The following is a 22,486-nucleotide window of genomic DNA, read 5'->3' on the forward strand; positions in this document are numbered from 1 at the left end:
GGAACCGACGGGACCTGAAGAGTACTGACGGGTACTGGGAGACGACACATGGACGATGACAGCAGCGGCGGCCCCGGCGCGCAGTGGCGGGTCCGCGGCGTCAGCGTCGAGGGCTACCGCCACCGGCGGACCGGCACCCCGTGCCAGGACTCCTGGCTGTACACGGTCTCCGGACCGCCGGAGGATTCGGTGACGGTACTGGCCGTCGCCGACGGAGCGGGCAGCCGCGCCCGCTCCGACGAGGGCTCGGCGCTCGCGGTGCAGCTGGCCGTCGAGTGCTTCACGCGGCGTTCCGCCGAGTTGCCCCCGACCGCCTCCGGCGTGCGCGCGGCGCTGCGCGAGGCGTTCCTGGACGTCCGCGACGAGTTCCTGCGGCGCACCGGGGACGAGTCGAACGACTTCGCCACCACGCTCACGGTGGCGGTGCTCACCCCGCGATGGATCGGCTATCTCAGCGTCGGCGACGGCTTCGTCGTCCTCAGGGCCGGGACCGTGGACGGTGTGCCGCAGTTCCATCTGCTGCCCCAGCCGGCCGCGGCCAGCGAGTACAGCAACGAGACCGTGTTCCTCACCTCGACGGACGCGGAGCGGTGGGTGCGTACCGCCTGCGTCCGCGACCCCGAGGTCGACGGTGTGCTGCTGTCGACGGACGGACTCGCGCAGATCGCCCTGACCTGGGTGGACGGGCAGCCGCACCAACCAAGGGCGTCCTTCGTCGCCGCGATGCTGCGGACGCTCGACTCCCCCGGTGACGACCCTGACGAGGATGACGAGGCGCTGGCCTTACTCCTGCGGTCGGACAAGCTGACCGCGGTCAACGCCGACGACAAGACGCTGCTGAGGGCGGTGCGCCCATGACCGGGCACAGGATTCTGCTGAACGGCCTGCCGGTGGAACTCTCCGAGCAGCCGCTCAAGAGCGGCGGCGAGGCCGCCGTGTACACCGTGGTCGGCAACGACGGGATCGTCGTCAAGCTCTACCGGGACACCCCCGGACCCGAGCAGGAACGACGGCTGGCCCGGATGCTGACGATGACCCCGCTGGGCGGCCGGCCCACCGACCGCGCCCAGCCGTCCGAGCTGGCCTGGCCGACGGCTCCGGCGCGCAGCCCCGGCGGAGACTTCCTCGGCTACGCCATGAACCGGTTCGGCGAGCCGCAGCACATCCGCCTGGTCGGGCTGTTCACCCGCGCGCAGCGGCTGCGGCTGTTCCCCGAGCGGGTGGACTGGCGATTCCTGCTGGGCGTCAGCTGGAACCTGGCCTTCATGACCGCCCGGATGCACCACGAGGGCCTGGTCGTCGGAGACTTCTCCAGCAACAACGTCGTGGTCGACGCGAACGGCTTCGTCACGTTCCTGGACTGCGACTCCATCGCCTTCACCGATCCCGCCACCCAGGAGTACTTCCCCTGCCTGATGCAGACCGCGGACTACTGCGCCCCGGAGCGGCAGAAGGGCGGGCCGGCCACTCCGGCCAGCGACGACTTCGCGCTCGCCGTGCTCGTCTACCAGTTGCTGACGGTGGGGAACCATCCCTTCGGGGGTGTGCCGCACGACAGCGACTCGCAGTCGACGGTCAAGGACAACATCGCCGCCAGCTGCTCGTACGTGGTCCAGCCGGAGCGGATCATCGTCCCGCGCGGGGTCATCGACCCGGCCGTCCTGCCGCCGACCCTGCTGAACCTCGCCCGCGCCGCCTTCGGCCCCGGCGTGTCGAACCCGCAGGCCCGTCCCTCCGCCGAGGACTGGCTGCGGGCGCTGGACCACGAACGCGGCCGGGTCCAGAGCTGCCCCGTCCGGCCCCGCCACACCTACAGCTCGCATCTGCACGCCTGCCCCTGGTGCGAGCGCGCGGGGCGTACCGGCCAGGACGACTTCAACGTCGTTCTGCCGCCTCCACCGCCGCCGCCGGCGATTCCCAAGGAGTCGCACGCCCTCCGCAACTCCATGATCATCGTGGCGGCGCTGATCGTCCTCCTGATCCTGCTGGGAGCGCTGGCCAACTGACCTCGTGATGTGATGTGGCACAGCAGCGAGCCCGCGGGAGCGGGCCAGGACGATCGCTGCCGTACCGATCGCACTACAAGGAGAGTCGATGGCCAGCCGGGTCCACCAACCGATGGAGAACGAGGAGTTCGACTTCATCCTCGCGAGGGCCGACGGACCGGTGCTCGCCTACTTCTGGGGGATCTGGTCGGAGGCGTGCAAGGAGATGGACCCCATCGTGCGCGAACTGGCCGGCGCGTACGGGGACCGTCTCACCACCGTGAAGACCGACATCACCCGCTGCCCCGCGGCCACCAAGCGCTACGGCGTGACCGGCGCACCCACCTTTCTCCTGCTCGTCCAAGGAGAGGTGACGGCGACCGGGACCGGACCGATGACCCGCGAGCAGCTCACGGCGTTCCTGGACGCGCACCTCTGAGCGCCCCGCGGCCGGGCCGTACTGACCGGACGGGAAGCACCGGGTCCACCGCCGGACACTCCGGCAACGAAACGGCACGCATCTTCTGACAGTGCCGGTCGACCTCACCGGCTGATGCGCCGGCTGATTCGTCAGCTGATCTCTTGCGGGAGGTCGGGAGGTTCGGCCCGTCCGCCCGGAGCGCTCAGCGCATCCGGGCGGACGGGATCCGGGGATCCGACGGTCTCCCTGGCGCCGCTCACGCGACGCCGTTGGACAACGGCCGGCTACTGCTGACGGCGCTGGCGGCGGGTTGCCACCACGAAGACACCACCGGCGACCAGGCTGGCGGCCGCGGCGATCTCCAGCCCCAGCTCGTTGCCACCCAGACCCGTTTCGGCGAGCCCGCCGGTCGTCCCACCATGGCTGCCGCCGGTCGTTCCACCGTGGCTGCCACCGGTCGTTCCACCGTGAGTGCCACCAGACGTACCGCCCGTGGACGTGCTGCCACCGGTGGTGCTGGTGCCGCCCGAAGAGGAGGAACCGCCGGAGGACGAGGTGCCACCGGATGACGACGAGCCGCCGGAGGACGAGGAACCACCCGAGGACGAAGTGCCACCGGACGACGAAGTGCCGCCCGAGGACGAAGTGCCGCCGGAGGACGACGAGCCACCGGACGACGAGGAACCGCCCGAGGACGTGGTGCCACCGTGCGTCCCACCCGTCGTTCCGCCATGGGTGCCGCCGGTCGTCCCACCGTGGGTACCGCCGGTGGAACCGCCCGTGGACGTGCTGCCACCGGTGGTCCCGCCGTAGGACCCACCGCTGGTGCCACCCGAGCTGCTACCGCCCGAGGACGTGGAGCCGCCGGTCGTTCCACCGTGCGTCCCGCCGGTGGTCCCGCCATGGGTGCCACCCGAGGATCCGCCGCTGGACCCGCCGGACGAACCGCCGGACGATCCGCCCGTGGTGCTGCCGTAACCGCCGGTCGTCGAACCACCGGTGCTGTGGCCGCCGGAGGACCCGCTGGAACCGCCCGACGAACCGCCGCTGGAACCGCCCGAGGTGCTGCCGTAGCCGCCCGAGCTGGAGCCCCCGGTGCTGCCACCGGAATCGCTGCCGTAGCCGCCCTTCGCGTGCTCCTCCTTGTGAGTGTCACCGGCGTGACCGGTGGGCCCGCACGGACCGTGGCCGCAGTCCTTCCAGAGGTTCCAGTCGCTCCACCCGTACCAGTCGGTCCAGGAGGTGTCGCCGTGGCCGGAACGGGGGAGCACGCTGCGGTGATGGGAGGAGCCGGAGTCGGTGACCAGGGGTACGGCGATGGCCACGGTGGGGGCCATCGCCGCAGCGGCAGTGAGACCCAGGACGAGGGCACTTCGAATTTTCTGCATGCCAGACCTTTGCTGTCGTGCTGTATGGGCTTCGGCTCGGGACGGTCGCATCGACACGGGCCGTCGAGCGGGCAACGTTCCACCGGCAGGCACACTCGGACCACTCATGGGGCGAGGCACACCCTCATGCAGGACAGATTTCACCCGGACAGGTCAGCCTTCGTGACATTCGACGAACCCATGGCCGCACTCCGGTCACACATCCCCGGAGGGCAGAACGGCATCGACCACAGCAAGAATTTCGGGCGCATTCCGCGGCCCTGACCAGTGACGTTGCATCCGGCGGCCTACCGGCGGCCGGATGGCGCCCCCAACCTCTGTGCGCGGCGGGGAATCTGCGGCAGGCTGATGCCATGAACTCTGCCAGACATGCCAGGGAACAGCTGATGAGCTGGCCTGGTCTCACCGGTGGCCGGGCCAGTTGCGGCAGTGAGTACTGCGTGCGCACAGGCGCCCAGGAGATAGTCCATTTCCACAGCGCGCAGGAAGCCGAGGTGCACCTGTCCCGCACCATGGTCGCCAAACTGCTGCCGGCGCTGAGCGAGTCCACCGCGCTGAGGGTGCACCACGGTTCCGGCTGGGTGACCGTCCGGCTCGACTGCCGCACCGACATCGACCTGCTCATCACCCTGGTCAGCGCCGCGCTCCAGGCCGGTCCGGCCGTCGCGGAGGAAGAGCTCTCGGGACTCGCCGCGGATCCCTGCACCCATCAACGTCAATACGCCGCCTGACAACACCTCAGCACGCAGGATCCCCGGCGCCCCTGGGACTTGGACTCCAAGTCCCAGGGGCCCCTTTCGTTTGCCTCCATACGGGTGAAGCCCCATAACCAAATCCGCGCGGGACAGTTGATCAGGCAGACCCGGTACCAGGTCAATTTCGCACAAAAAGGACTTGTGATGATCAAGAAGTTCCTCGCCACGGCCGCGGTGGCTGTCACCGTCGTCGGCGCCACCGCCGCGATGGCCGCGCCCGCGATGGCGATCGGCGACTCGGGCGGTGCCAGCACCACCAACGGCAACGGTTCCGAGCAGTCGTACGGCAACACCTACACGAGCGGCTACATGAGCCCCTCGTTCGGCCTCATCCAGGGCTCGCTCAACAAGCCCTGCATCGGCCTGCCGGCGAAGGCCAACGTCGGTTCGCTCGTCGGCCTGGTCCCGATCAGCGTGCAGGACATCAACGTCCTGTCCTCCCCGCAGAACCAGCAGTGCACCGAGAACTCGTCGCAGATCAAGGGCGACGAGCCGCTGTCGCACATCCTGGACCAGATCCCGGTCCTGTCGGGCAACGGTGTCGCGAACCACTGACACACCCCGCTCGAACGTTCTGGCCGCCGGTGACCACCGGCGGCCAGTGCCGTTTTCCCTGCCGTTTCTCAGGGGCGTTCAGGGGGCGTTTTCAGGGGCGGGGCGCCAGGTTCCGCACCGGCCGCAGGCTGAACCGCGAGAGGAAGCGCCGCAGAAGGAGCCCCGCGATTCCGAGGGGGACCATGACGGCGGAGATGGCCAGCAGAACCACGTCCAACGAATTCCGGACGAGTGAGTTCCAGTAGCCGAGGTCCGAGGGGCGGGCGACGACGGCCGTGTCCTCCGGGTCGTACACGATCGCCATGGCCGTGCCGTCGCCCACTCGCTCCGTCTTGAAGGCGAGTGACGATTCGACGGAGTGCCCGCCGGGCGGGGTGAACCGTACCCAGCACGTGACGGGTTGCTCCGTACCGCTCTCGTCGGTAGTGCCCTGCTGGCACCTCGTCACCGTCCCCTGAGCCTGAACTCCGCGACTTTTCAGGGACGACGCGACCTTGGTGTGACCGGGGATGGTGAACACCAGGGTGATGATGAATCCGCCCAGCCCCACGACGATCATGACGACGGACATGACGGTCAGATAGCCGAAGGCCTTGGGCGGACGTGCCGACCGCGTGCTCATCGGCTCCCCGTCGTGCTTGGTATCAGGACGAACACCCCTCCAGCCGGTCCGGGGCATCAGCATCGCAGGGATGATCACTTCGGTGCCAGGCTCAGGTCGGCGTCCCGTCAGGGCCAGGCCGGCGGCGGTAGGTGCCGAACCATTGGCCGTACGCCATCTCGCGGGCGACCTTGGCGTCGTCCTCCACGTCGCCGGTCGTCACCTGACGGGCGATGACCTGCTCCCCGCCCCAGGCGAGCACCTGTCCGGCGGTCACCGGGTCGACGTCCGCGGAGAGCCGGCCCTCGCGTTGCTCCTCCTCCAGCAGCGACGCGATGTGGTGCGCGAAGCGCTCGATCTCCTGCGCCCTGGCCTCGCGAACGACCGGATCGTACGCGGCGACCTCCGCGACGGCGGCCAGCAGTGGCGCCCGCTCCCGGCAGTACGCGAGCCGGCCCGCGTAGACGGCGGCCAGCGCCTCGGGTCCGCCGCCCGGACCGGTGGGGCGCCAGGCCGCGCCCCTGCTGAAGAGTTCGTCCTTCATCGTGGCGGTCAGCCGGATCAGGGCCTCGGTCTTGTCCTGGAAGCAGAGATAGAAGGTGGAGCGCGCGATCCCCGCTTCGCTGGCGATGCGCCGAACACCCAGTTCGGTGAAGCACTCCCCCGCGTCGAGGAGGCGCTGCACCGCGGCGAACACCACGCGCTCGGTGCCGGCGCGCCGCTGGGACTGCTGCGAACGGGGACGGGTGATCGAGGCCATTCCTTCCTCCTTCCGGTCCTTCCGGTCCTTCCGGTCCTTCCGGTGAGGTGCGTTTCCGAATCGCACTCCCTCCAGATCGGACATTTCCTAAGCTAATGGCGGTCGGACACGGTGTCCAACATCGTGTCGGACACCCTGTCCGGTGGAGGCCGCCAGCACGGCACGGCAGAACCTACACATAACGGCAACTTAGGCGCACAATGGACTCGCGGTAGATACCGCAAACGCGGTCAGACTTGCATAAGCCGAAGGAGGCGAGTCGTATGGCCGACGTGTCACACCGCCCGGGGGATATCGCAGCACATCCGGACGTATCGGAAATGCGTGATCGCTACGCCCGCGTGCTCGGAGGCCGGGGGATCGTAGGAGTCGACGGACTGCTGCTCCTGGCCGGGCTGTACGCCGCCATCTCGCCCTGGACGGTGCACTTCGCGCCCACGTCCCCGCAGTTGGCACAGAACAACCTGATCATGGGCATCGCGGTCGCCGTGTTGGCGCTGTGTCTGACCATGGCCCCGGATCGCATGCAGGGCATGAGCTTGGCGTGCGCGGCGATCGGCGTCTGGCTGATCGTCTCCCCGTGGGTGGTCATCCGTCACCCCGAGACCGGCGCGATGTGGAACAACATCATCACCGGCGCCGTCATCTGCCTGCTCGGCCTCGCGGCGGCAGGAATGATGATGAGGAACAAGAGAGAGTCCTGACGCCGGGACCACATCCGACGCGGACAAAGTACTGATGGTCGTCCTGGAGGGGCCGGCGAAAGCCGGGGACGGCCATCCGTGCGCGCGGCGGAAGCCGGCCCGATCACCCTGGACACGCCCGGCCGCGGCCGGGCGTCCATTCGTGGGGACGTGGCGTCCGCGGCGGCGTCCGCTCCTGGATTGCGGGTACCAGGACAGCGTGAGTGGATGCAACCAGGAGGTGTCGCCCACCATGACCGCTTCGGATCAGGACCACGCGTCGCAGAACCGCCCGTCGCAGGACCACCCCCAGGGTCCGCACGAGATCAACCAGCACGGGGCGGAATTCAACGCCAACGCCGAGAAGCGCCGGCACGACGAGGCGCAGGCGCACGAGATTCACACCGTCGCGACGGACGCTCTCATCGCCCGCAGCCGCGCCCTGCGGGCCACCCTGCAGGACCTGCACAGGGTTCCCATGGGCGCACCGGAGGGCCTGCCCGCGTTCCGGGAGGCGTTCCGGGCGCACTACGCGGAGAAACAAGCGACGGTCCACCCGCTTCTGGAGCGGCACGACAAGGCCTCCGTGGCGGTGGTGCGCGATCGCGAGGACGGTGCTCAGCTGCTGAGCCGCCTGGACGACGTCATCGCCGGCAAGGTGGCCGTCGAGGGCATGACGCTCACCACGCAGCTCGTGCTCGGCGAGATCGACCAGTACCTCCTGCACGAGGAGCGCGACCTCGTGCCGTGGATGCAGCGCAGTCTCCACTAGGCCGGGCTCCACCAGGTCGGACGCGGCCGTCCGGGGGCCGCCAGGCTGCCGCGCGAAACAATATCGGCGCGACCATCGGCGCGACCGATGAGTTCCGCGGCGCCATGCCGTCTACCCCTTCGTTGCCACGCATACTGCGAACACGCGCCGAAGGAGTCACTCCCATGACAGCGATGCTCGACCTCGGTCCCGCGGCCCAGCGACTGGCGGACCTGCTGGGCGCCATCCCCGACGAACAGCTCACCGCGCCGACCCCGTGTGCCAAGTACACCCTCGGCGACCTCCTCGACCATGTCGACGGCCTCTCCCACGCCTTCCTCATCGCCGCCCGGAAAACGCCGCTCAGCGAGGGTTCCCAACCGCCCTCCCCCGACGCCTCCCGGCTCGGCGCGGACTGGCGCACCCGCATCCCCGAGCAGCTCACCACCCTCGCCGAGGCCTGGCGCGATCCGGCCGCCTGGGAGGGGATGACGGAGGTCGGCGGTGTCACGATGCCCGCCGGCATGATCGGCAGGGTGGGCCTCAACGAACTGACCATCCACGGCTGGGACATCGCCCGCGCCACCGGGCAGCCGTTCTCCGCCGACGTCCAAACGCTCGAAGGCTGCCGCGAGTTCGTGGAGCCCCTGGCCGCCCCGGGACAGTCCCCCGCCCGCCAGGGCATCTTCGGCCCCGCCGTCGCCATCCCCTCCGACGCCCCGCTCCTCGACCGCATCGTCGCCCTCACCGGACGCGACCCGGCATGGGCCGCCGCCTGATACAGGGAGGCGGGAAGCCCTGGCAGTAGGCGTCAGCGGGGCGGGGATACGAGGCCGAGTTCGTACGCGATGATGACGAGGTGGACGCGGTCGCGGGCGGCGAGTTTGGTGAACAGGCGGGCGACGTGGGCTTTTGCGGTGGAGACGCTGATGACGAGTTCCTCGGCGATCTCGGTGTTGGACAGACCGCGGCCCACGAGTGTCAGGACCTCGCGCTCGCGGTTGGTGACGCCATCCACCGGGGCGGGGTGCGGGGTGGTGGGCTCGGGGCGGCCGGCGAACTCCGCGATGAGGCGGCGGGTGACGCTGGGGGCGATCAGGGCGTCACCGGCGCCGACGACGCGGATCCCGTCGAGAATGGACTCCAGCGGCATGTCCTTGACGAGGAATCCGCTCGCTCCGGCGCGCAGCGCGGCGTAGACGTACTCGTCGTCGTCGAACGTGGTGAGGACGAGGACGCGCGTCGGCAACTGCGGGTCCTCGGTGATGAGTCGCGCGGCTCCGATGCCGTCCAGCACGGGCATGCGGATGTCCATGACGGCGACGTCGGGGCGCAGTTCCGTGGCCAGGGACACCGCCTCGGCGCCGTTCGCGGCCTCCCCCACGACTTCGATGTCGGGGGTGTCGGCGATCAGGACGCGCAGGCCGGTGCGGACCAGGGGCTGGTCGTCGGTGAGGATGACGCGGATCATCGGGCGGTCACCCCGGCCATCCCGGCCCCGGCGGGCACCGGGAGCCGTGCGGCGACGCGGAAGCCGCCTTCGGGCCGCGGGCCGGCGCTGAATTCGCCGTGCAACAGGCTGACCCGCTCGCGCATACCGACGATGCCGTACCCCGCTCCCCCCTCGCCGCCGCAGCCGAGGTCGACGACCTCGATGGACAACTCCTCGTCCCGGTAGTCGACGCTCACGCTGCAGTCCCGGGTGCCGGAGTGCCGCACGACGTTGGTGACCGCCTCCTGGATGATGCGGAAGGCGGAGAGGTCGATGTCGGCGGGCACGGGTCTGCGTTCGCCGCGCCACCGGACGTCGACGCGCACACCGGCTTCCCTGGTCTTCGCGACCAGTTGTCCGACGTCGGCCAGTCCCGGCGCCGGGTCGAGGGGCGCCGAGTCCGCATCCGACTGGCGCAGCGCGCGCAGCGTCCGCCGGAGCCCGGACAGGGTCTCGCGGCTGGTGGCCTCGATGGCGTCGAGTGCTTTGCGGGTCTCGTCGGGCTGGGTGTCCATGACGCGGCTGGCCACACCCGCCTGGATGGCGATGATGCCGATGCTGTGCGCGACCATGTCGTGCAGTTCGCGGGCGATCCGCAGCCGCTCGGCGGTGACCGCCTGTTGGGTGGCCCGGGAGCGCAGCGTCTCGGTGTAGGCGCGGCTCTGGTGGATCGTGTTGCCGATCAGCCAGGCGATGACCGCGGTCGACGCGACGGCGGCCTCCGCCGCGATCCCGGCGTCCCCTTCGCGTATCAGCCGGGTGACCGTGAAAGCCGTCACCAGAACGACCGGCAGCATGGCGGCGAGGATCGAGATCCGGCGCGAGCGGGTGGCCGCGATATAGCCCACCACTCCGTCGGCCAGCAGGAAGACCACGATCGGCGCCTCCACCACACGCGATCCGAGGGCGACGACGACGCCCGCGAGCGCCAGGCCGAGTGACGCCAGCGGCGCGCGGAACAGCAGCAGGGCACCGAAGGTGGTGACGACCGCGACGATGAGCAGCGGGCCACCCTCGATGTTGCCGTCGAGTTCGGTCAGATGACGGAACTCGTCCGGCCGTTGGAAGGAGCGCACAAGGATGAGCGTCGACCAGAAGGCGCCGACCCACACGCCCATGGGCAAGCGCTTCAGCAATGGAGGACGGTGGGTGACGGTCATGGCCCGATCGTAGGTCACCGGCCTCCACCTGCGCATTGGCCCGTGGATGTAGTCCCCGGGGCCACCTCGGCACTTGCGGAAGGTGGCCGTCGGCCCGATGCGGCACCGGTTGCCGGACCGGCACCGTTGGCATCGTGATTGAAGCCGACCGACTGACCAAGAGCTACGGCGACACCCTCGCCGTCGACACCCTGACCTTCACCGTGCGACCTGGACAGGTGACCGGATTCCTCGGCCCGAACGGTGCGGGCAAGTCCACCACTCTGCGGATGATCCTGGGACTGAACACCCCGACCGGCGGGTCCGTCACCGTCGACGGGGTCCCGTTCGCGGACCGGCCGCGCGGACTGCGCCATGTCGGCGCGCTGCTGGACGCGCAGGACGTGCACGGCGGGCGCAGCGCCGCGGCGCATCTGTCCGCCCTGGCGCGCAGCAACCGCATCCCCCTGCACCGCGTGGACGATGTCCTGGCGGAGGTCGGACTTGCCAAGGCGGCGCGGCGCCGCATCGGCGGGTTCTCCCTCGGGATGAAGCAGCGGCTGGGCATCGCGGGCGCTCTGCTCGGTGATCCTCCGGTGCTGCTCTTCGACGAACCGCTCAACGGCCTGGACCCGGAAGGCGTGCTGTGGGTGCGCGGCCTGTTCCGACGGCTGGCGTCCGAGGGCCGCACCGTGTTCGTCTCCAGCCACATGATGGGCGAGATGGAGCACACCGCCGATCATCTGATCGTGATCGGTCAGGGCCGGCTCATCGCCGACCAGAGCCTGGAGGACTTCTCGGCCCGCAGCACCGGCACGGGCGTGACCGTGCACACGCCCGAACTCGACGCGCTGGCAACCGTACTGACCGCCGAGGGCGCGTCGGTGCGTCATGAGAGCGGCACGGTGGGGCGGGTGACCGGACTGAGTGCGGCCCGGATCGGCGAACTCGCCCACCTGCACCGCCTCACGCTGCACGAACTCGCGACCCAGACCTCTTCGCTGGAGACCGCGTTCATGGAACTCACCGCCGGCAGCGTCGAATACCTCGCAGGAGATCCCCGATGAGCACGATGACCTCGACCGCCGTAACGCCGCCGGCACGAATGACCGATCCCGCGGTGCGGTTCGTGAACCTGCTCGCGGCCGAGTGGATCAAAATGCGGTCGCTCCGGTCGACCTACTGGGTGCTGGTGGTCAGCGCGTTGGTCGCCATCGCGGTCAATCTCAACGCCGTCCACACCGACCTGACCTACATCGACCAGTCCGCGAGGCCGGGGATGCCCCCGTACCGGTACGACCCGCTCTTCCACGGTCTCAACAGCATCGCCGTCTACCTCATGATGCTCGCGGCGGCCAGCGTCGGCGCCATCTCGATCTTCGGCGAGTACGCCACCGGAATGGTCCGTACGACGTTCGCCGCCGTACCCGACCGGCGAGCGGTGGTGGCGGCCAAGGTGGTCGTCGTCACCGCGGTCACCCTCGTCATGGGCGTGATCATCTCGACGGCGTCCTTCTTCGGCACCAACGCCATGCTGGCCTCACGCCATGTCGGCCTCTCCATCAACGACCCCGGCTGTCTGCGCGCCGTCACGGCGTACGCGCTGATCGTCCCGGTGTCGGCCCTCATCGGCATCGCCTTCGCCGCCGTCATCCGGCACGCCACGGCCACGATCGTCGGCCTGGTGTCCCTGCTGTTCATCGCTCCCCTGATGTTCGGCGGTGACCGGTACAAGCTCCTCAAGGAGATCGGCCACTGCCTGCCCATCGCCGCGGTGGACCGGCTGAAGCAGAACCCGGACAACCCGTACTTCGACCCGGGTAAGTACCCGGCAACGATCACCGGGTCCTGGATCGCCCTCGGCTGCTGGGCGTTGGTGTCGGTGGTCGTCGCCATCGTTGTCGTGCGGCGCCGGGACGTGTGAGCCCCGGGCGCATCGGGCCCGTTGTCCTCGCCGGTTCATTTACGGATCGATCCGTTTCGTTTATGCTGAGGCCATGAACCGAGGACGTCCGCGGGACGGCAAGGTCGACGCGGCGGTCAGTGACGCCGTACGGGGGATCCTGGACGAGGTCGGGTACCAGCAGTTGAGCATCGACCGCGTCGCGGCCCGGGCGGGGGTCGGCAAGGCGGGGATCTACCGGCGGTGGCGGTCCAAGGCCGAGATGGTGTTCGTGGCCGTGGTGCACGGGACGGAGATCGCCCCGCCCGCCGACCTCGGCGGTCTGCGGGCCGATCTGACCGCTCTCGTCGAGCAGATCATCGTCCTGCTGTCCGCGCCGCACGCGCGGAAGGCGCTGCCGGGGCTGATCGCCGACATCGCCGCCGACCCGGAGTTGGCGACCCGGTTCGCCGCCACGTTCATCGACCGTCAGCAGAACGTACTGGCCCGGATCCTCGAACGGGCCACCCAGCGGGGTGAGATCCGCAGCGGGTCCGATCCGGTACTGGCGCACGCGCAACTGCTCGGCACCGTCTTCGTCCATCTGTTCATGCTCGGCGGCACACCGCCGTCGGACCTGCCCCGGCGGCTGGCCGACGCGGTGGCCGCCGGGCTCGACACTCCGGAGTGACCCGATGGAACTCGACCGCCTGCTTCCGGTCCACGACTTCCGCTCCTGTTTCACCCGGCGCATCGCGGCGGACCCCGCCACCGTATGGCGGGCCCTGCTCGACGTCACCGCCGAGGAACTCCCGGTCTCGCGCCGGCTGATGCTGCTGCGGACGACCGGCCGGAACCGGCTCAAAGGCCCGTTTCTCGACACGTTCCCGACGCCGACCCTCAGCACCGTGGAGGGAGCGGAGCTGGTCAAGGGCATGGTCGCCAAGTTCTGGCGGCTTCGGCCCCCGTCCGCACCGATCGAGCCGGGCGACGCCGATGCCTTCGCCCGATTCGCGGAGCCGGGGTGGGCGAAGGCGGCCATGAGTCTGCGGGTGGTGCCCGACGGTGACGCCACCGTCGTCTCCTTCGAGACCAGGGTGCGGGCCACCGACGCCCGCTCGCGACGGATCTTCCGCCCCTACTGGCTCTTCATCCGGCTGGGCGGTGCCGCGTTCATCAGGCTCGAGGTGCTGCGCGCCGTCGCGCGCCGGGCCGAGCGTACCGCCGCCGAGGCCGCCGATGCCGACGGAGCCTCCGGCTGAACGGCTCATCGGCATCGCTGACGTGACGGCTCGCTCGCGAACGCTCAGGGTGAGGTCGAAAACCCGCCGGATCGCAGCGGGCTGCGACTGTTCCATGGGCCCATGGCCTTGCGAACGAACACCACCGAACAGGGGTGATGGGTGTCCTGAGCATCGCGGTGCTGATCGCGCTGACCGTCCTGCTGCCGCCGCTTCCCGCTGTCCAGGTGACCCGGCCCGTCTTCACCTACCGACGGGGGCGAGGCGAGTCCTAAGGGCAGGGGATCACTGCGCCAAGCGCCGGAGCTTCAGGGTGTTGTCCGTGCGGGTTGCGGGCTGCCCGTCGGGACCGGTCATCCCGCTCTCGTGGACGTCCGCGAGGAGCACCTCCCACTGCCCGGCCGGGAGATCGAGGTCCGCGAAGACCTCTTCAGATGTGGGGAAGTGCGGGGCGTGACCCTTGTCGGCCACCCAGGAAGGGGATCCGGCGTGCCCGCCGACCAGCAGCACACCGCCCGGGGCGACGGCCGCCGCGGCGCTGCGCAGGATCTGCTCCCTCGGCATCGTGACGGGCGAGTGCAGGAAGTGGGCGGAGACCAGGTCGAAGGTGCCGATGGGGAACGACACCGCCAGATCGCACCGCTGCCAGTCGATCCGGTCGGCCACACCCGCGGCCGCCGCATGCTCGGCCCCTCGCTCCAGTGCCTTCCGGGAGATGTCGACGGCGGTGACCTTCCAGTTCTGCTGCGCCAGCCACAGCGCGTCGGCTCCCTCCCCGCATCCGAGGTCCAGGGCGCTTCCCGGGGTCAGTCCGGCCGTTTCGCGGACCAGGGCTGCATTGGGGTTGCCGCTCCAGATGCGGTCGCTGGAACCGTAGCGGGCGTCCCAGAACTCTTCGGCGGAGGCGTGGTCGAGGTGATCGGTCATCGGGGCATCCTTCGTCAGATCTGCGGTGTCGTTGGGGAAGGTGCGTAGCTGGGCCGAATGAGTTCGGATCCGGTGGGGCCGGATCACAAGCCGTGCCGGCGGTCGCCGAGAACGCGTTCGCACACCTCGCGCTCCACCTGCGGGGAGAAGGGGGCGCGACGGGCGGCGACGGCCCGGTCGGTGTCCTCGGCCGTCAGGTCGGCGTTGATCGCCGAGCCCGCTCGCACTCCTGCGGCAGCGGATCCGATGACCTGCTCGAACAGGCCGGTGACGTTGCCGGCCACCCACACGCCGGGCACCGCGGTGGCGCCCAGAGGATCGGCGGCGATGTAGCTGCCGAGCACCTGGCCGCCCATCTCCTGCTCGGCGATCTCGAGGCCGAGGCCGGCAAGGATCGCCGAGCGGGCGGTGAGTCGCGGGGTGATCACGAGCGCCTGGCACGCGACCTTCCGGCCGTCGGCCATCCGCACGCCGGAGAGCCGGTCGTCGCCGCCCGTCATCAGACCGGACACCTCGCCGGTGACGACCGTGATGTCGCGGGCGGCGAGCTTCTCGTACTCCTCGTCACCCGGTTCCGGCGCGGTGTGCAGGAAGAGAGTGACGTGGCTGCTCCACTGCCGCCACATCAGTGCCTGGTGGACGGCGAGGGGACCGGTCCCCAGGATGCCGATCCGCTGGTCGCGTACCTCCCAGCCGTGGCAGTACGGGCAGTGCAGCACCTCACGCCCCCACCGTTCGGCCACACCGGGGACCGCGGGCAGCTCGTCGACCAGGCCCGTGGTGACCAGGAGCCGCTGCGCCAGGAACGCGGTCCCGTCGGCGAGGACGACGCGGAAGTCCCCGCCCGCGCGGCGCTCGGCGGTCGCCGCGGTGCCCGACACGATCTCGCCGCCGTAACCGATCACCTCCTGGCGGCCGGCCGCCAGGAGTTCCCCGGGTGGTGTGCCCTCGCGCGCCAGATACCCGTGGACGCCGTCCGCCGGGGCGTTCCGGGGCTGTCCGGCGTCGATCACCAGGACCGACCGCCGTGCGCGGGCCAGGGTCAGTGCTCCGCTCAGTCCCGCGGCGCCGCCTCCGATGATCACGACGTCGTAGCGCTGTTCCTCGTCCAGGGCAGCGGTGGTCGTCGTCTGCTGTGCGTGTGTCGTCATGTCGCTCGCCTCCGTTCACCGCGATCGTCATCCCATCGGCACCCGCTTGACAAAGTTTCTTGCCGGGATGGCAAATGGATATATGGCAGACGACGACATTCCCGGTGTACTGACCGCGGTGGGACCCCGGCTGCGGGCGCTGCGGCACGACCGCGGCACCACGCTGGCGCAGCTGAGCGAGATGACCGGCATCTCGCTCAGCACCCTCTCGCGCCTGGAGTCCGGGAAGCGCAAGCCGACCCTGGAGCTCCTGCTGCCGCTGGCCAAGGCCCACGGTGTGGCGCTGGACGAACTCGTCGGCGCGCCGGACACCGGCGACCCCCGCATCCGCCCCCGCCCCTTCACCCGGCACGGCCAGACCTTCGTGCCCCTGACCCGCCACCTCGGCGGGCTGCACGCCTACAAGCAGATCCTCCCGGTGGGGACCGGCGCCGACGTCCGCCCCGGGCAGGGGACGCATGAGGGCTACGAATGGCTCTACGTCCTGTCCGGCAAGCTGCGACTCGCCCTGGGCGATCACGACCTCGTCCTCACCGCCGGCGAGGCCGCCGAATTCGACACCCGCACCCCGCACGGCTTCGCCAACGCCGGAACGTACCCGGTCGAGTTCCTCAGCCTGTTCGGAGCACAGGGCGAACGCATGCACGTACGAGCCCGCCCCACCGCTACGGACGGGTGAGTGGGGCCGGCGGGCAGGCAGAACCGGCTTTCCGGGCTACCCGAACTCTGGAAATAACATTCCAGGAGGCGGTTGATGACCGAATATCCGCCTTTCTCCGTACCTCTCCTGGTTTTTTGTGTCACGGACTGGTAACTATGAGTACTGGGTGACATGTGGGGCGAGATGCTTCAATCCTCAACTTTTTGAGACCTTGGGGGCATCGTGTCGTATCAGCAACCACAGGGCTGGGGCCAACCTCAACAACCGCAGGCGCCGCAGGCACCACCGGCCAGGCGCAAGAGGAACGGCTGCCTGACCGCCTTCATCGCGGTCGCGGCGTTCTGCGTCGTGATCGGCGTGATCGCCGCAGTGGCCGGCGGGGGCAAGAAGGACAGCAACGACAAGGCCGGCACTCCGACCGCGTCCGCACCGGCCGCAGCACCCGGTTCGCAGAAGGCCGCGACGACCGGGCAGGCGACAAAGCCGCCGTCGAAAGCTCCGGCTGCCGAGACGAAGGCCGCCGCGGAGACCGTGACGTACCTGGTGGAGGGCAGCACGGCCGAGGTCACCTACGGACCGGCCGGGTCGAGCTTCTCGGGGAAGGTGCCGTTGAAGGTGACGAAGCCGCTGGGGACGCCCATGTACTACTCGATCACCGCGCAGTTGCAGGGTGGGGGCCACGTGAAGTGCTCGATCCTCGTCAACGGCAAGGTGATCTCGAAGGCCGAGGCGTCGGGCAGCTACAACATCGCCATGTGTCAGATCAGCCAGGACTTCGGGGGCGACGGCTGGGTGAACACCAACGGATGACCGGCACACCGGCAGCCCCCGGCCGTGCTGCACGGTCGGGGGCTGCCGGCGTACGGGCGGGGGCCGCCCGGCGGCCGGGGCGGTCAGTTGAGGATGTCGTCGAGCTCCTGGAGGAGCCGCCGCTTCGGGCGGGCTCCGACCATCGACTTCACCGGCTGCCCGCCGTTGAAGACCATGAGCGTCGGCATCGACAGCACGCCGTACGCCGCCTGCGTCTCCGGATTCGTATCCACGTCGAGCAGCACCACCTTGAGCCGGCCCGCCTGCTCCTCGGCCACCGCCTCCAGCACCGGGGCGATCATCCGGCACGGTCCGCACCAGTCCGCGGTGAACTCCACGAGCACCGGTCCCTCGGCCGCCAGCACCTCCTCGGCGAACGTCGCATCCGTCACCGTGGCCAATCCTGTCGCCTGCGCCATCTCAGCTCCTCTTCCCCTCGTTGTCCGGGTATCCGGCCCATTCGCACCGCGGCGGTGAGCTCTCCGGCGCCTGCGCGGTGGCCTCCACCTCCGCGCGCGCCAATTGCGCCCCGACCTGCTCGCGCACCTCGCGCAGCCGCGCGATGACGTCGTCGAGCTCGGCGAGCTTGCGCCGGTAGACGTCCAGCGAAGCGGGACATGAGTCCCCCTCCGGATGTCCGGCACGCAGGCATTCGACGAAGGGGCGGGTCTCTTCCAGCCCGAAGCCGAAATCCTGCAGCGTGCGGATCTGCGCCAGAAGGCGCAGATCGTCCTCGCCGTAGGACCGGTATCCGTTCCCGGCGCGCCGCGCGGGCAGCAGCCCGAGCGACTCGTAATACCGCAGGGCACGGGTCGTCACACCCGCCCGTTCCGCCAACTCACCGATCCGCATGCCCCGACGGTAGACCTTGACCCTGACGTCAACGCCAGACCGTCGGCACGACCACTTCAGCCGGCCAGAACGGACCCGGCACAGCGCTCCCCCGCACCTCTCCGGCCCGGCGGGCAACTGCTTGACCTGCGGACTTCCGCCCCATAAATTCATTTCTTTGGCTTGGCCCGCACGGACAGGCTCCATCGCTGTCCTTGGAGGACCCCATCAACTGGTACCTGGAAGCACTCCGGAACCATCTGAATTTCCGCGGGCGCGCTCGCCGCAAGGAGTTCTGGCAGTTCTACCTGGTCACTATGATCACCAGCTTCGCATTGCAGGTCGCCGAGTCGTCGCTCGGCGCCGGCCCGTACCTCTCCACGGCGTACGGCATCGCCGCCCTTCTGCCGTGCATTTCCGTGATCTGGCGCCGACTGCACGACACCGACCGGTCGGCCTGGTATCTCCTTGCGGGCGTCATTCCGCTCGTCGGCTGGATCTTCTTGCTCATCTACCTGGTGAGCGACAGCAAGCCCTACTCGAACGCCTACGGCCCGGCCCCCAAGCCCGTCCCGGCGCCGGGCTACGAACGGTTCGAACCCGCGCGATAAAGGCACCCCAGAACGGGGAAATGACTTACGTGCAACGGCGATTGCAATACCCGGCGGCGTTGAATTCGCCGCTCTCTCCATTGCTCCGAATACCAGGCACCGGCGCCCACGGTTACGGCCAACCACCGCCCTGACATGCCTCTTGACTGCCACGCTTCTGTACGTTCTGCACCGAATGCGTGTACGCACACCCCCTATCGGCGACCCACCCGTGACCCGACTCGGTTGGTGGCAGGCCTTGTTGACTTTCCCTCAGGGGGCGGCTTCACTATTTGTTGATCCGGTCTGACAACGTTGTCAGTCGGTGGACCAACAGTTCTGGACAGTTCACAACTCTGCCTTCGGTAAGTGCGCACGTATGTCACCTAGAAGATCCCCAATCGTCTCCTGGAGCCACGTGATGACACGATATGGGCGCACTGGCGCGCCCGTCCTCCGTACCGCTGTGGCCGCGTTCTCCGCGGCCGTTCTGGTGGCGCTGCCGGTTCAGGCGCTCGGCGCCCCGGCGGCGCACGCGGCCGGACTCGTCGACGATCCCGCCTCGCTGGTGAACCCGATCATCGGAACCTCCGGAGCGGTCGACACCTTCCCGGGCGCCGACGCGCCGTTCGGGATGGTCCAGTGGAGTCCGGACACGACCCCGCACCGGCCCGACGGCGGCGGCTATGAGTACAACGACAAGAAGATCTCCGGCTACAGCCTGACGCACCTGTCCGGGCCCGGATGTCCGGCCGCCGGCGACCTGCCCATTCTTCCGTTCACCGGTGCGTTGACCGGCGACCTGGCCGCGACCTCGGTCGGCTTCGACCACGCCAAGGAGACCGCGCAGGCCGGCTACTACGCGCTCACCGACGGCTCCGGCGTGAACACCGAACTGACGGCCACCGCCCGCGCCGGCATGGGCCGCTTCACCTTTCCCAGCGGCTCCGACGCCCATCTCCTGCTCAAGCTGAGCGGCGGCGCCACCAAGATCGACGGCACCCGGGCGCAGATCGTCAACGACCATGAAGTGACCGGCGCGATCGACAGCGGCCACTTCTGCGGCGCGAACAACACCTACACCCTGCATTTCACGATCAGCTTCGACCGGCCGTTCAGCAGCAGCGGCACCTGGGTCGGCAGCACGGTCGACCCGAACGCCAAGGCGCTGAAGCTGGGCGCTCCCCAGCAGCAGCTGCCCGCCGCCACCACCCGGGCGGCCACGCCCGAGGCGCACTTCACCCTCCCGTCGAAGCAGCGGCCGACGACCCACGGCGGGGCCGGCGCGTCGAAGGTGAAGGCCCCCTCCAATCCGCCGGTGGTCGGCGCCAACGGCGTCTATCTCGGATTCGACACGTCGAAGTCCGCGACCGTCACCGCGAAGGTCGGCATCTCGTACACCTCGGACGCCAACGCCGCGGGCAACGTCGCGAGGGAGATCCACGGCTGGAACTTCAACACGGTCCGGCAGGCCACGCACAACGCGTGGAACCAGACCCTCGGACGGATCAGGATCGGCGGCGGCAGCACCGACCAGCAGACCCAGTTCTACACCGCGCTCTACCACTCCCTGCTGCACCCCAACGTGTTCTCGGACAGCAACGGGCAGTACATGGGGATGGACCGGCAGATCCATACGACCGCCAGAGGTCACGTCCAGTACGCCAACTACTCGGGCTGGGACACCTACCGGTCGCAGACCCAGCTGATGGCGATGGTCGCTCCGGCCGTGACCTCCGACGTGGTCACGTCGATGCTCAACGGCTACCACCAGATCGGGATCCTGCCCAAGTGGGCGCAGAACAACGGTGAGAGCTATGTGATGGTCGGCGACCCCGCCGACGGCATCATCGCCGGCGCCTACGCGTTCGGCGCCCGCGGCTTCGACACCGGGGACGCGCTGACCGCGATGACGTGGCAGGCCACGCACCCCAACGGCGACCGTCCGGGCCAGGCCGTCCGCGACGCCAAGGGCTATCTGCCGATCGACAACAGCACATGGGGCTGCTGCAACTTCTACGGGCCGGTCTCGACGCAGTTGGAGTACGACAGCGCGGACTACGCCATCGCCGCCTTCGCCAAGTCCCTCGGGAAGAAGGACCTCTACTCCACCTTCGCCGGCCGGGCGCAGGACTGGCAGAACGTCTTCAACCCGCAGACCGGCTACCTGCAGGCGAAGCTGGCCAGCGGCGAGTTCGCCGCCGGCTTCACCCCCGGCACGTCCAACGGGTTCGTCGAGGGAACCTCGGCGCAGTACACCCCGATGGTCCCGTTCAACCTCCAGGCGCTCATCCAGTCGCGCGGCGGGGCCGCCGCCTACAGCAGTTATCTGGACGGCCTGCTGTCCGCTCTCACCGAGCCGGACAGCACCCACGCGGATCTGAGCAACGAGCCCAGTGTGGAGATCCCCTGGGAGTACGCCTACCTGGGCCGGCCCTGGAAGACGCAGAAGGCGGTGCGGGACGTGCAGCAGCAGCTGTACTTCAACGCCCCCGTCGGTTCCTTCGGCAACGACGACCTGGGCGCCATGTCGTCCTGGTACGTCTGGTCCGAGCTGGGCATGTACCCGGAGACCCCCGGCACCGACACCCTGGTGCTCGGCAGCCCCGTCTTCCCGACCGCGAAGGTGACCCTGGGCAACGGTCGCACCGTGACGATCAACGCTCCCGCCGCGGCCACCGGCAGCCCGTACGTGCAGGGGCTGAAGGTCAACGGCGCGGCGTGGAACAAGCCGTGGACCAGCTTCAGCAAGCTGTCCGGCGGCGCGACCCTCGACTACACCCTCGCGGCCACCCCGAACACGTCCTGGGGCTCGGCGGCCGCCGACGCACCGCCCTCCGACAGCACAGGACAGCGCGACGTCATCGCCGCGACCGGGCCGTCCGGCGCCGGGCTCGTCCTGGCACCGGTCGCGAGCGGGACCGGGACGCTGAACCTGGCCAACATCTCCGACAGCCCGGTGACCGTCGCGTGGGCCGCGACGCCGCCGAGCGGTGTCACGATGGCGACCACCAGCGGCACCCTCACCGTCCCGGCGCACTCCCCGGCCGAGCAGCAACTCCAGGTGACCGCGGGAAGTACCGAGGGCGCCTATTCGATCCCGATCAGTCTCACCGGCAGCGACGGGGGCACCCTTCCGTCGACCGCGCTGCACGTGGCGGTGGCCGCACCGGGTGCGCTGTGGCCGTACGCGACCGGGACCGGCGTGTACCCCGACGGCAAGACCTTCGGCGGCGGCTTCGACGAGCAGGGCTGGGCCTACTCGCAGAACGCGCTGGACGCGGCCGGAGTGAAGACGGGCGGCACCGTGACGGCCGACGGCATCGCCTACCCGTGGCCGGGCGGCAGCGGCAAGCCGGACAACATCGCGGCCGCGGGCCAGACCATCCCGGTCGCCGCCCCGCCGAAGGCCACCGCGATCGGCTTCCTGGGAGCCGCGATCAACGCCCCCTCGAAGGGCACCAGCGGCGCGGTGACCGTCACCTACACCGACGGCTCCACGGAGAAGGTCACGCTGGCCATGTCCGACTGGACGCTGAACGCCGGGGGGAGCACGCCGCTCCCGGGGACGACCACGGTCGTCAGGACCCCGTACCGGAACGTCGGCGACGGATCCAAGGACACGGTCGGAACGTACCTGTTCAGCAGCAAGCTCCCGCTGACCGCGGGCAAGCAGATCGCCGGCGTCACCCTGCCGGTGACGGCCGACGGCACGCTGCACCTGTTCGGGATCGGCTTCACCGGCTGACCGGGACGGAGCGAACGGCCTGAACCGGGGCGGACGGCGAGCACTCCCGCCGTCCGCCCCGGCACGCTTCCCCCTGACCAGGCCCAAGCGTATCTCACATTGATCTACCAAAACG

General features: G+C 69.5%; 25 protein-coding genes. 16 read left to right on the top strand and 9 right to left on the bottom strand.

Going from position 1 to position 22,486, the window contains the following annotated elements; translation table 11 throughout:
• Positions 1–48: 48 nt before the first annotated feature.
• From G3I60_RS05620 to G3I60_RS05630, 3 genes are all read left to right on the top strand, one after another.
• Positions 49–858 carry a PP2C family serine/threonine-protein phosphatase gene (locus tag G3I60_RS05620; RefSeq protein ID WP_164293841.1) on the top strand — a complete coding sequence of 270 codons (810 nt, stop codon included), beginning with the start codon at positions 49–51 and terminating at the stop codon, positions 856–858.
• Positions 855–2,006, top strand: a complete 1,152-nt coding sequence (locus G3I60_RS05625; RefSeq protein WP_164293842.1) for a hypothetical protein — start codon at positions 855–857, stop codon at positions 2,004–2,006. Before G3I60_RS05620 ends, G3I60_RS05625 begins: the two co-directional genes overlap by 4 nt.
• 88 nt (positions 2,007–2,094) lie before the next feature.
• Entirely contained in the window at positions 2,095–2,424 is a 330-nt protein-coding gene (locus G3I60_RS05630; RefSeq protein ID WP_138354410.1) for a co-chaperone YbbN, read from the top strand.
• Positions 2,425–2,690: 266 nt separating this feature from the next.
• On the opposite strand, the gene G3I60_RS05635 is transcribed toward G3I60_RS05630, so the two are convergent.
• A complete protein-coding gene (locus tag G3I60_RS05635; protein WP_164293843.1) occupies positions 2,691–3,794 on the bottom strand; it encodes a hypothetical protein in 1,104 nt (367 codons plus the stop codon).
• Between the two features lie 353 nt (positions 3,795–4,147).
• Here G3I60_RS05635 and G3I60_RS05640 point away from each other — a divergent pair, with 353 nt between their 5' ends.
• Both G3I60_RS05640 and G3I60_RS05645 read left to right on the top strand, forming a co-directional pair.
• Positions 4,148–4,525 carry a luciferase family protein gene (locus G3I60_RS05640; RefSeq protein WP_138354408.1) on the top strand — a complete coding sequence of 126 codons (378 nt, stop codon included), beginning with the start codon at positions 4,148–4,150 and terminating at the stop codon, positions 4,523–4,525.
• Between the two features lie 168 nt (positions 4,526–4,693).
• A complete protein-coding gene (locus tag G3I60_RS05645; RefSeq protein WP_138354407.1) occupies positions 4,694–5,104 on the top strand; it encodes a rodlin in 411 nt (136 codons plus the stop codon).
• A 91-nt stretch (positions 5,105–5,195) separates the two neighbouring features.
• On the opposite strand, the gene G3I60_RS05650 is transcribed toward G3I60_RS05645, so the two are convergent.
• On the bottom strand, positions 5,196–5,726 hold the full coding sequence (locus tag G3I60_RS05650) for a DUF3592 domain-containing protein (RefSeq protein ID WP_164293844.1): 531 nt from the start codon (positions 5,724–5,726) through the stop codon (positions 5,196–5,198).
• A 91-nt stretch (positions 5,727–5,817) separates the two neighbouring features.
• Positions 5,818–6,465, bottom strand: coding sequence for a TetR/AcrR family transcriptional regulator (locus G3I60_RS05655; protein ID WP_164293845.1), 648 nt, complete (start codon positions 6,463–6,465; stop codon positions 5,818–5,820).
• A 263-nt stretch (positions 6,466–6,728) separates the two neighbouring features.
• Between G3I60_RS05655 and G3I60_RS05660 the strand changes: the two genes are divergently transcribed.
• The 3 genes from G3I60_RS05660 to G3I60_RS05670 all read left to right on the top strand — a co-directional run bounded on the left by G3I60_RS05660 (position 6,729) and on the right by G3I60_RS05670 (position 8,678).
• Positions 6,729–7,169, top strand: coding sequence for an SPW repeat protein (locus G3I60_RS05660; protein WP_138354404.1), 441 nt, complete (start codon positions 6,729–6,731; stop codon positions 7,167–7,169).
• Between the two features lie 232 nt (positions 7,170–7,401).
• Entirely contained in the window at positions 7,402–7,920 is a 519-nt protein-coding gene (locus G3I60_RS05665) for a hypothetical protein (protein ID WP_164293846.1), read from the top strand.
• Between the two features lie 164 nt (positions 7,921–8,084).
• Positions 8,085–8,678 (top strand): TIGR03086 family metal-binding protein, encoded by a 594-nt coding sequence (locus tag G3I60_RS05670; RefSeq protein WP_164293847.1) that lies wholly within the window; start codon positions 8,085–8,087, stop codon positions 8,676–8,678.
• 32 nt (positions 8,679–8,710) lie between these two features.
• On the opposite strand, the gene G3I60_RS05675 is transcribed toward G3I60_RS05670, so the two are convergent.
• Positions 8,711–9,370, bottom strand: coding sequence for a response regulator transcription factor (locus tag G3I60_RS05675; protein WP_138354401.1), 660 nt, complete (start codon positions 9,368–9,370; stop codon positions 8,711–8,713).
• Complete coding sequence (locus G3I60_RS05680) at positions 9,367–10,551, bottom strand: sensor histidine kinase (RefSeq protein WP_164293849.1); 1,185 nt, start codon at positions 10,549–10,551, stop codon at positions 9,367–9,369. Before G3I60_RS05680 ends, G3I60_RS05675 begins: the two co-directional genes overlap by 4 nt.
• A gap of 134 nt (positions 10,552–10,685) precedes the next feature.
• On the opposite strand from G3I60_RS05680, the gene G3I60_RS05685 reads away from it, so the two are divergent.
• The 4 genes from G3I60_RS05685 (at position 10,686) to G3I60_RS05700 (ending at position 13,674) form a co-directional block, all read left to right on the top strand.
• Positions 10,686–11,597, top strand: coding sequence for an ATP-binding cassette domain-containing protein (locus tag G3I60_RS05685; protein WP_164293850.1), 912 nt, complete (start codon positions 10,686–10,688; stop codon positions 11,595–11,597).
• On the top strand, positions 11,594–12,454 hold the full coding sequence (locus G3I60_RS05690; RefSeq protein ID WP_164606746.1) for an ABC transporter permease: 861 nt from the start codon (positions 11,594–11,596) through the stop codon (positions 12,452–12,454). The genes G3I60_RS05685 and G3I60_RS05690 overlap by 4 nt, the downstream gene beginning before the upstream one ends.
• 73 nt (positions 12,455–12,527) lie before the next feature.
• Positions 12,528–13,103 carry a TetR/AcrR family transcriptional regulator gene (locus G3I60_RS05695; protein WP_138354397.1) on the top strand — a complete coding sequence of 192 codons (576 nt, stop codon included), beginning with the start codon at positions 12,528–12,530 and terminating at the stop codon, positions 13,101–13,103.
• A 4-nt stretch (positions 13,104–13,107) separates the two neighbouring features.
• Complete coding sequence (locus G3I60_RS05700) at positions 13,108–13,674, top strand: hypothetical protein (RefSeq protein WP_164293852.1); 567 nt, start codon at positions 13,108–13,110, stop codon at positions 13,672–13,674.
• A gap of 264 nt (positions 13,675–13,938) precedes the next feature.
• On the opposite strand, the gene G3I60_RS05705 is transcribed toward G3I60_RS05700, so the two are convergent.
• Positions 13,939–14,580, bottom strand: coding sequence for a bifunctional 2-polyprenyl-6-hydroxyphenol methylase/3-demethylubiquinol 3-O-methyltransferase UbiG (locus G3I60_RS05705; RefSeq protein ID WP_164293853.1), 642 nt, complete (start codon positions 14,578–14,580; stop codon positions 13,939–13,941).
• An 83-nt stretch (positions 14,581–14,663) separates the two neighbouring features.
• Complete coding sequence (locus G3I60_RS05710) at positions 14,664–15,731, bottom strand: NAD(P)/FAD-dependent oxidoreductase (RefSeq protein WP_164293854.1); 1,068 nt, start codon at positions 15,729–15,731, stop codon at positions 14,664–14,666.
• An 82-nt stretch (positions 15,732–15,813) separates the two neighbouring features.
• Between G3I60_RS05710 and G3I60_RS05715 the strand changes: the two genes are divergently transcribed.
• Together G3I60_RS05715 and G3I60_RS05720 are read left to right on the top strand one after the other, a co-directional pair.
• A complete protein-coding gene (locus G3I60_RS05715; protein ID WP_164293855.1) occupies positions 15,814–16,410 on the top strand; it encodes a helix-turn-helix domain-containing protein in 597 nt (198 codons plus the stop codon).
• A 204-nt stretch (positions 16,411–16,614) separates the two neighbouring features.
• Positions 16,615–17,202 carry a hypothetical protein gene (locus G3I60_RS05720; protein WP_164293856.1) on the top strand — a complete coding sequence of 196 codons (588 nt, stop codon included), beginning with the start codon at positions 16,615–16,617 and terminating at the stop codon, positions 17,200–17,202.
• Positions 17,203–17,285: 83 nt separating this feature from the next.
• Here the strand turns inward: G3I60_RS05720 and trxA are convergent, their stop codons facing one another.
• Both trxA and G3I60_RS05730 read right to left on the bottom strand, forming a co-directional pair.
• Positions 17,286–17,621 carry a thioredoxin gene (gene trxA, locus G3I60_RS05725; protein WP_138354391.1) on the bottom strand — a complete coding sequence of 112 codons (336 nt, stop codon included), beginning with the start codon at positions 17,619–17,621 and terminating at the stop codon, positions 17,286–17,288.
• Between the two features lies 1 nt (position 17,622).
• On the bottom strand, positions 17,623–18,054 hold the full coding sequence (locus G3I60_RS05730; RefSeq protein WP_138354390.1) for a MerR family transcriptional regulator: 432 nt from the start codon (positions 18,052–18,054) through the stop codon (positions 17,623–17,625).
• Positions 18,055–18,248: 194 nt separating this feature from the next.
• On the opposite strand from G3I60_RS05730, the gene G3I60_RS05735 reads away from it, so the two are divergent.
• Together G3I60_RS05735 and G3I60_RS05740 are read left to right on the top strand one after the other, a co-directional pair.
• Positions 18,249–18,644: a DUF805 domain-containing protein gene (locus G3I60_RS05735; protein WP_203672304.1), complete on the top strand. Its 396-nt coding sequence runs from the start codon at positions 18,249–18,251 to the stop codon at positions 18,642–18,644.
• 400 nt (positions 18,645–19,044) lie between these two features.
• A complete protein-coding gene (locus G3I60_RS05740; protein WP_164293858.1) occupies positions 19,045–22,371 on the top strand; it encodes a lectin in 3,327 nt (1,108 codons plus the stop codon).
• Positions 22,372–22,486 lie beyond the last annotated feature (115 nt).

Origin of the sequence: Streptomyces sp. SID13666 (assembly GCF_010548325.1) — a bacterium.
GTDB classification, from domain to species: Bacteria; Actinomycetota; Actinomycetes; order Streptomycetales; family Streptomycetaceae; genus Actinacidiphila; species Actinacidiphila fildesensis.

Excerpts from the sequence above, each read along its gene's own strand:
- G3I60_RS05620 (WP_164293841.1), top strand. The coding sequence starts at position 49 with ATGGACGATGACAGCAGCGGCGGCCCCGGCGCGCAGTGGCGGGTCCGC.
- G3I60_RS05625 (WP_164293842.1), top strand. The coding sequence starts at position 855 with ATGACCGGGCACAGGATTCTGCTGAACGGCCTGCCGGTGGAACTCTCC.
- G3I60_RS05630 (WP_138354410.1), top strand. The coding sequence starts at position 2,095 with ATGGCCAGCCGGGTCCACCAACCGATGGAGAACGAGGAGTTCGACTTC.
- G3I60_RS05635 (WP_164293843.1), bottom strand. The coding sequence starts at position 3,794 with ATGCAGAAAATTCGAAGTGCCCTCGTCCTGGGTCTCACTGCCGCTGCG.
- G3I60_RS05640 (WP_138354408.1), top strand. The coding sequence starts at position 4,148 with ATGAACTCTGCCAGACATGCCAGGGAACAGCTGATGAGCTGGCCTGGT.
- G3I60_RS05645 (WP_138354407.1), top strand. The coding sequence starts at position 4,694 with ATGATCAAGAAGTTCCTCGCCACGGCCGCGGTGGCTGTCACCGTCGTC.
- G3I60_RS05650 (WP_164293844.1), bottom strand. The coding sequence starts at position 5,726 with ATGAGCACGCGGTCGGCACGTCCGCCCAAGGCCTTCGGCTATCTGACC.
- G3I60_RS05655 (WP_164293845.1), bottom strand. The coding sequence starts at position 6,465 with ATGGCCTCGATCACCCGTCCCCGTTCGCAGCAGTCCCAGCGGCGCGCC.
- G3I60_RS05660 (WP_138354404.1), top strand. The coding sequence starts at position 6,729 with ATGGCCGACGTGTCACACCGCCCGGGGGATATCGCAGCACATCCGGAC.
- G3I60_RS05665 (WP_164293846.1), top strand. The coding sequence starts at position 7,402 with ATGACCGCTTCGGATCAGGACCACGCGTCGCAGAACCGCCCGTCGCAG.
- G3I60_RS05670 (WP_164293847.1), top strand. The coding sequence starts at position 8,085 with ATGACAGCGATGCTCGACCTCGGTCCCGCGGCCCAGCGACTGGCGGAC.
- G3I60_RS05675 (WP_138354401.1), bottom strand. The coding sequence starts at position 9,370 with ATGATCCGCGTCATCCTCACCGACGACCAGCCCCTGGTCCGCACCGGC.
- G3I60_RS05680 (WP_164293849.1), bottom strand. The coding sequence starts at position 10,551 with ATGACCGTCACCCACCGTCCTCCATTGCTGAAGCGCTTGCCCATGGGC.
- G3I60_RS05690 (WP_164606746.1), top strand. The coding sequence starts at position 11,594 with ATGAGCACGATGACCTCGACCGCCGTAACGCCGCCGGCACGAATGACC.
- G3I60_RS05695 (WP_138354397.1), top strand. The coding sequence starts at position 12,528 with ATGAACCGAGGACGTCCGCGGGACGGCAAGGTCGACGCGGCGGTCAGT.
- G3I60_RS05700 (WP_164293852.1), top strand. The coding sequence starts at position 13,108 with ATGGAACTCGACCGCCTGCTTCCGGTCCACGACTTCCGCTCCTGTTTC.
- G3I60_RS05705 (WP_164293853.1), bottom strand. The coding sequence starts at position 14,580 with ATGACCGATCACCTCGACCACGCCTCCGCCGAAGAGTTCTGGGACGCC.
- G3I60_RS05710 (WP_164293854.1), bottom strand. The coding sequence starts at position 15,731 with ATGACGACACACGCACAGCAGACGACGACCACCGCTGCCCTGGACGAG.
- G3I60_RS05715 (WP_164293855.1), top strand. The coding sequence starts at position 15,814 with ATGGCAGACGACGACATTCCCGGTGTACTGACCGCGGTGGGACCCCGG.
- trxA (WP_138354391.1), bottom strand. The coding sequence starts at position 17,621 with ATGGCGCAGGCGACAGGATTGGCCACGGTGACGGATGCGACGTTCGCC.
- G3I60_RS05730 (WP_138354390.1), bottom strand. The coding sequence starts at position 18,054 with ATGCGGATCGGTGAGTTGGCGGAACGGGCGGGTGTGACGACCCGTGCC.
- G3I60_RS05740 (WP_164293858.1), top strand. The coding sequence starts at position 19,045 with ATGACACGATATGGGCGCACTGGCGCGCCCGTCCTCCGTACCGCTGTG.